General features: G+C 43.6%; 6 protein-coding genes and 1 pseudogene. 5 read left to right on the top strand and 2 right to left on the bottom strand.

The window, feature by feature from the left end; translation table 11 throughout:
* Positions 1-5: 5 nt before the first annotated feature.
* Both AB4351_RS17320 and AB4351_RS17315 read right to left on the bottom strand, forming a co-directional pair.
* Entirely contained in the window at positions 6-797 is a 792-nt protein-coding gene (locus AB4351_RS17320) for a carbon-nitrogen hydrolase family protein (RefSeq protein WP_372126713.1), read from the bottom strand.
* A gap of 155 nt (positions 798-952) precedes the next feature.
* Positions 953-1,375, bottom strand: a complete 423-nt coding sequence (locus AB4351_RS17315) for a lysozyme inhibitor LprI family protein (RefSeq protein ID WP_372126711.1) — start codon at positions 1,373-1,375, stop codon at positions 953-955.
* Between the two features lie 336 nt (positions 1,376-1,711).
* On the opposite strand from AB4351_RS17315, the gene AB4351_RS17310 reads away from it, so the two are divergent.
* The 5 genes and pseudogenes from AB4351_RS17310 to AB4351_RS17290 all read left to right on the top strand — a co-directional run bounded on the left by AB4351_RS17310 (position 1,712) and on the right by AB4351_RS17290 (position 6,057).
* Complete coding sequence (locus AB4351_RS17310; RefSeq protein WP_372126709.1) at positions 1,712-3,292, top strand: EAL domain-containing protein; 1,581 nt, start codon at positions 1,712-1,714, stop codon at positions 3,290-3,292.
* A gap of 88 nt (positions 3,293-3,380) precedes the next feature.
* Entirely contained in the window at positions 3,381-3,779 is a 399-nt protein-coding gene (locus tag AB4351_RS17305) for a hypothetical protein (protein ID WP_017064752.1), read from the top strand.
* Positions 3,780-4,548: 769 nt separating this feature from the next.
* The gene (locus tag AB4351_RS17300) at positions 4,549-4,797 is read left to right on the top strand and encodes a type II toxin-antitoxin system Phd/YefM family antitoxin (RefSeq protein ID WP_004730320.1); all 249 of its coding nucleotides are present in this window, start codon (positions 4,549-4,551) and stop codon (positions 4,795-4,797) included.
* The gene (locus AB4351_RS17295) at positions 4,787-5,077 is read left to right on the top strand and encodes a type II toxin-antitoxin system RelE/ParE family toxin (protein WP_005377002.1); all 291 of its coding nucleotides are present in this window, start codon (positions 4,787-4,789) and stop codon (positions 5,075-5,077) included. Before AB4351_RS17300 ends, AB4351_RS17295 begins: the two co-directional genes overlap by 11 nt.
* Positions 5,078-5,159: 82 nt before the next feature.
* Positions 5,160-6,057 (top strand): annotated as a pseudogene (locus AB4351_RS17290) (IS110 family transposase).
* Positions 6,058-6,452 lie beyond the last annotated feature (395 nt).

Here is a 6,452-nt window from a genome sequence, read left to right as displayed (position 1 = left end):
ACAGTTTAACAGTTTAACAGAGTGGTGATTTGCTGCATCTCATCTTCAACATCAACGCCATTGTATTGCGGCGCAATCGAGAGATCTTGAATACTTACGGTTTCTACCGATTGCCTTTCGTTGAGCTGAGTCATTAACTCCCCTTTGGGTGAGTAGACTCGGCTACCACCACAATAAGTCGCGGTAAACGCATTAACCACATCTTGCCCGACGCGATTACAAGTAACCATGTGACACCCTTCCTCCAAGGCTCTCGCTTGAGCAATGGCAAAACTATGATGCCCACCGAAGTTGGCAGGGTGAAGAATAACGTCGACCGACTGATACCCTCTCATGATCTCCGGGAACCAAATATCAAAGCAAATCGCGACACCAAACTTTAAGCCTTTGTGCTCAAACGAGAGGCGTTCCTCCCCTCTCGAGAAATACTGCTTATCGAATTTGGTTTGACTGATTTTTCTATATTTGTGTCGTAAACCGGAAGCATCCACAACCACGACGCTGTTGTAATATTGGCCGCTATCTTTCTCGGCAATGCCTGCAACAATCAAGGTGTCATGCTTCGCTGCAAGCTGCGTTAATGGATCAATAGTACTGCTGTCGGCGAAGTCTTCAGCCAATTCGTGAATTTCTTCAGCCTCGTTAAAAATATACCCAGTCGTGAACAGTTCAGGCAGTAAAGTAATATCACCGACTGACGGCTCCGCTTGCAAAAGATCAGAGACCGAATCTATATTCTTTTGTTTGTTTTTGTATTCAACTTCAAGCTGAATAAGCGTGATACTGACATTATTCAAAATCGATTCCTTACTAGGTAATACTTCAAGCTGTAATGCTTCAAGCTGGAGACTAAGAACTAAGAACGACAGAGTAGGCCAATCCCCTATCGCTTTCTTATTCGCCCGCCAAAGGTTGAAGCAGGTGCACAGTCCTGTACGTATTTTAAACCTGCCTACGGCGCTAATTTAGGCTCTGGTAAAACCGGAGGCGTGCTGTCCATGTAGGTTAAGAAATTCGCCCACACCTCATGCGTGCGCTGCTTGGTTAACGTCATCTTGCAGGAAAGCGCCATAACCCCTCGAATAGAACCTTCACGCCATTGGATGTAAACAGAGTCACAATGTGCTGTCATGTACGCCTGCCAGCTCTCCTGAGCCTTCTTAATTGAAGCGACCAGCTGAGCTTCATTAGCATTGTGCTCAAAGCTGGCTGCAAGGTATTTATCCAGTTCCGCTTGTGCAGATTCCAACTCAATTGCCGCACAGTGATTGATCTCGATGGTATTCATCGCATTCTCGCAATCAACAACACCTTCGTAGGCCAACGCAGAGAATGAGAAGCACACCGCTATGAGTGCCGATATCAGTTTTGTCATAATCATCCTTTATGCTGCCACCACCAAAACGAATCGTGTCGTGACTTTATTTATTTAAACGTGGCTCAATATTTAGCTCATTCAGCCAGAGCAAATAACAATAAAATTTATCAGGATATAAGCATTTGTTATCCGCATAAATCATCAAAAATGACGCCTCGCCAACTCAAATAAATGAGATAACGCTCAGATTTTGCTGGTAAAACTAGAAAATATATTATTTATATCAATAATTCGTGCCTGCATTCACACTATTAATTATTTATATTGCTACCTAAACGCTAACTTTATAAATTAAATCGAATGCTCACATAAATCGGTAACGCTTCTCCAACTATGGATATCAAGTACCAAAACATTGCCAAGACTTCATTTTACTTTGCCATCTCTTTCTTTTTTTCCATGGCAATGCTCATTCCTTTTACACCGTATCACTACCAAACATTAACCGAAGACACATCAAGGTTAGTCGAAACCAGGTTAGAAGGGATCCAATCAAGGTTCGACCGTTTTTTATCTGAAGTTAGACCTGAACAGTCATGCGACGCGATCGTTAGACAGCTTCGACAAAACGTTTTTGAAGCCGATTGGGTAAAAGAAGCAGCGGTATTCAATAAACAGAACCGATTTTACTGTTCAACCACCGATGCTGACGTTTCATTTCGCCTATACAGCACCATTAGGCAGCGACTCAACGACGACCCGAATTTAACGACCCTGTCGTATTCCAACTCGGCTATCACGCAAGTTCAGTCCATCATGCTCATTTTCTCGAACAAAGAAGATGCCGGAGTGAGCCTGATGATTCCGCCACACTTCATCTATGACCTTGTTGAAACAAGCCTCAGCAACCATGGAATACAGGCCAAAGTTGAAGTGATCAAAAGAGATATCCACCCTATCGATATTGACTCATCAATCGCCAAGGTGCGGATACAATCGAACACCTACCCATTAACCATCACCTCATACATTGGGTATCAGTTTTATCTTCACTTCATGTTGAGTTATTTATGGTTTGGCTTTTTGATGGCCGGAATCACGACCATTATTCTCCTTTCCATCAAGCATAAAAAGCAGAGCCAACGCAGCTTAGAATATTCGCTTTCAAGTGCGCTAAAAAACCAGCACCTTCATGTTCACATGCAGCCTATCGTTAACCAAAACACCAACGAGATCGTCGGCTGTGAGTCATTATTGCGATGGAACGACCCAATTGAAGGTAACGTCTCCCCGGCTATTTTCATCCCGCTTGCTGAAAGCTTAGGCTTGATTGAGGAACTCACCTACTTCGTGCTGCGCAAAGTATTAATGACGTTGAAAAGCAATCAAGATGTGTTCGACTCAAAGTACATCAGCGTCAACATCAGCCGCAACGTAGTGTCTAACAGTAACTTCTCTAACAAAGTGATCAGCATCTTTAAAAGACACCCTGAGATCCTCAAGCAGGTGGTTTTTGAAGTAACCGAATATGGTGAATGTTCTGATGCCGACATGGTCAAAATTAGAGACAACCTAACCAAGCTATCGAACAGGGGCGTCAGAGTCGCGATTGATGATTTTGGTACAGGCTACGCAGGGTTAGATTTCGTAAGACAGTTCCCGTTCAGCATTCTCAAAATCGATCGCGTGTTTGTGAAAAACATATCCGACGAATCCAGCTTTGGTCTCCCTTTGCTAGAGTCCATGCTTCAACTATCACGCTCCTTAGGCATGCAAGTCATCGTCGAAGGTGTCGAGTATGAATCCCAAGTGAAAATCTTATCTAAGCTCGGTGTCGACTATATCCAAGGCTTCTATTTTTATAAGCCGATGCCGATAAACCTGACTGTCAGCTTACTCAGGCAGCAGCATTTTGAGTCCGATAACGTTGAGGAACAAACCAACCAGACATTTCCTTGTTACATAAGGCACTAAAAAACTGCGAAAGAAAACGCGAAGGCTATGGGTCTCCTTTGATGAACATTTAAATCATCGCATCATTGAATGCATCACAAGGGATATCATGGAAAAGACACTTCAAACCAAACTGGCGACTAGCCTACTACTGCTGAGAATCGGCATTTTTATCGTCTTCTTATTCTGGGGCTTGGATAAGATCCTTGTCCCTGAGCACGCGACAAAAGTACTGTCTGGCTTTTACGGCATCGACATCTCGAACAATGCGATGATGGCTCTGGGTGTCGCGCAGCTCGGATTTTTAGGCGCATTCGTTGTAGGCATGTGGAAAAAGTACACCTACGGAGCCATTTTAGTCCTTCATGCAGGCTCAACCTTTTCCTCTTTTGGAAAATACATGGACCCGTTCAACAACCTACTGTTCTTCGCCTCTTGGCCAATGCTCGCAGCCTGTATCGCAATCTTCTTACTTCGCAATTACGACACTTACAGCGTGTCCAACTAACACAAAGGGCGCCGTTATTGGCGCCCTGTTTGGTTGGGTTGATTCTTATCAACCTAAAATACTCTGTTAGCTGTATGACCCTATTTTACATTTCTATAAGTTACTAGAAACCCTGTCAAACCTATTGAGAGAGCAGCAATACATACTCCCCTTAGTATTGCATCATTGAGATAAGCTGAGTAGAAAAGCATTGCAATAAATGCACTACATGACACCAAAAAAGGTGCAATTGAACGATGGGTAAAACGTGAAGTATCAACCACACTATAACGATCTAGAACCAAATCCAAGAGCAAGAGCATGTGCATAACAAACAAAACATTTAGTACTGGAAGTACCCAGTAAAACCAACTATCTACAGGAAAGCTAAATAGTTGAACAAAGGTAAGGTGAGCCAATATAGAAAACAAAATACTTTTCCAACCATTCGAACTACTTTGTACTCTAATGCGGTATGTTCGTCGGGCGACAGAAGCAAGTGGCTTGACTGAAGAAACCCAAATAGCCAACCAAACTATAAGTAATACCATGGTTCAAGAGCCTCTAAATTAAGGTTTACGCAGCTATTCTGAATTAGATATCTAGAACTATTATCCCAAGATATCGACACTTTACGCCTTGCTAAGGTGTGAGCAAACCAATACCTTAAACACATAAACCAACGCATAGTAAAAATGCCACGCGTTGCGAATTATTCTTAAGCAACTTGTTATACCTCTTGGTTGAGGCTAAAATGACCAAAACAAAGACCACTTAAGAGACCTATTACATGACCACTAGAATTTTAGCCGATGTTGCTGCAAGCATTACTGAGTTGAAAGCTAACCCTATGAAAGTTGCAACTAGTGCTTACGGTGAACCTGTTGCTGTACTGAACCGAAATGAGCCAGCATTTTATTGCGTACCAGCCGAAGCGTACGAAATGATGATGGACAGACTCGAAGATCTTGAACTACTAACTATTGCGAAAGAGCGTGAATCTGAAGAGAGTATTTCGGTAAATATTGATGACCTATAAACTCGACTTTAAAAAGAGTGCACTCAAAGAGTGGAAAAAGCTTGGCTCAACGCTTCAACAACAATTTAAGAAAAAGCTAATCGAGCGTTTAGATAACCCGCATGTTCCGGCTTCAAAACTCTCTGGAGCTGACAACATGTATAAGATTAAGCTGCGCCAATCGGGCTACCGTCTCGTCTACAAAGTTGAAGACGATGTCATCATTGTAACCGTCTTAGCAGTCGGAAAACGCGAACGTAGCGATGTTTACCGTAAAGCTATGAAAAGGTTAGATGATTGATTGCGGTATCAACGAATGACATGGATTCCCCCTACCGAGGATCTGCCACACTTATGTGGTACTTAAATGCATCGGAGGCACCATGTCTGATTATTCTTATTTCTGCAGTATCGACCTAGCTAAAAACCACTTCAGTCTTCATGCCGTAGACCAAAATGGTAAGGTCATACTTCATAAGTCGGTAACTCGCTCTAAACTACTGACTACAATAGCAAATATGCCACTCATGCGTATAGGCGTTGAAGCGTGTGGTGGTGCACATTATTGGGCAAGAACACTCAATAAACTTGGGCACGACGCCCGTATCATGGCCGTTAAATACGTGGTTCCTTATCGAACTAAAGGGAAGAACGACCTTAATGATGCAGTCGCTATCTGCGAAGCTGTTCAGCGTCCATCAACTCGCTTTGTACCCGTAAAATCCCCCGAGCAACAAGCCATCTTATCGGTACATAGAATGAGAGAGCATTGGGTTCGTGAGCGCACCGCGCTTATGAATCGCATGCGCGCCCTGCTTTCTGAATTCGGATTAATCATTCCTGTTGGTCGCTCTTCATTGCCGAAACACGTTCCCTTAATGCTCGAAGATGCAGAAAATGAACTGCCACACCTCGCAAGAACAGTCATTGCCGATGCTTATCACCACCTTGGTGAATTGAATCAACGTATCGCCGATACTGAGCAAGTCTTTGACTCTTTTGCTAAGGTCAGCGCTAATGTTCAACGAGTGATGAAAGTTCGAGGTATTGGGCCGCAAACCGCTACTGCGATACTTGCTTCGATAGGCAACGGTTCTCAATTTGATAAAAGCCGTGATTGCCAACCTTGGCGACAAGCAAGATAAGTTAAGTCAGTGGTGCAGAGGCGTTCTGGAACGAAGAGGAATGAACCGAGCAATAGTGGCACTTGCCGCGAAGAACGCACGAATTATATGGTCGCTTTTACACAATCAAACAGAATATGAAAACTATGCTGCTTAAGTAGAAACTTAAGCAGCATAAAGAGTTAAAACCACCGGGTCATTGCAGACGCTAATGATGGAGATAGGTTAAGACCACTTGCGGAGAGCCTGTTAATGCGGCGGACACACTAGATGTCATCTAACGAATAAGGCACCGCAGTCGCGCAAGTCATCAGGGCCACGACGTATGCGAATCGTCGATAAGTAGGCCGAATGTAGAGCGGCAGTCCAAAACCCATCAACATAAGTTTAGCGGATGTTTGACAACCGGGGGAATCCATGTAGCCCTGTTAAGGTGTGAGCAACGCAATACCGAAGCTACCGTATACCACCTTAAACACTAAACTCAACGCACGGTAAAAATGCCATGCGTTGCGAATCACTCTTAAACAGATTGTTGAACGAAGCCGCTAC

The organism is Vibrio sp. 10N.261.51.F11 (assembly GCF_041471665.1).
GTDB classification, from domain to species: domain Bacteria; phylum Pseudomonadota; class Gammaproteobacteria; order Enterobacterales; family Vibrionaceae; genus Vibrio; species Vibrio crassostreae_C.
This window is presented reverse-complemented; position numbering and strand designations above follow the sequence as displayed.

Bases quoted from the DNA above. Each gene is read 5' to 3' on its own strand.
- AB4351_RS17300 (WP_004730320.1), top strand. From the start codon at position 4,549: ATGACCACTAGAATTTTAGCCGATGTTGCTGCAAGCATTACTGAGTTG.
- AB4351_RS17310 (WP_372126709.1), top strand. From the start codon at position 1,712: ATGGATATCAAGTACCAAAACATTGCCAAGACTTCATTTTACTTTGCC.
- AB4351_RS17315 (WP_372126711.1), bottom strand. From the start codon at position 1,375: ATGACAAAACTGATATCGGCACTCATAGCGGTGTGCTTCTCATTCTCT.
- AB4351_RS17295 (WP_005377002.1), top strand. From the start codon at position 4,787: ATGACCTATAAACTCGACTTTAAAAAGAGTGCACTCAAAGAGTGGAAA.
- AB4351_RS17305 (WP_017064752.1), top strand. From the start codon at position 3,381: ATGGAAAAGACACTTCAAACCAAACTGGCGACTAGCCTACTACTGCTG.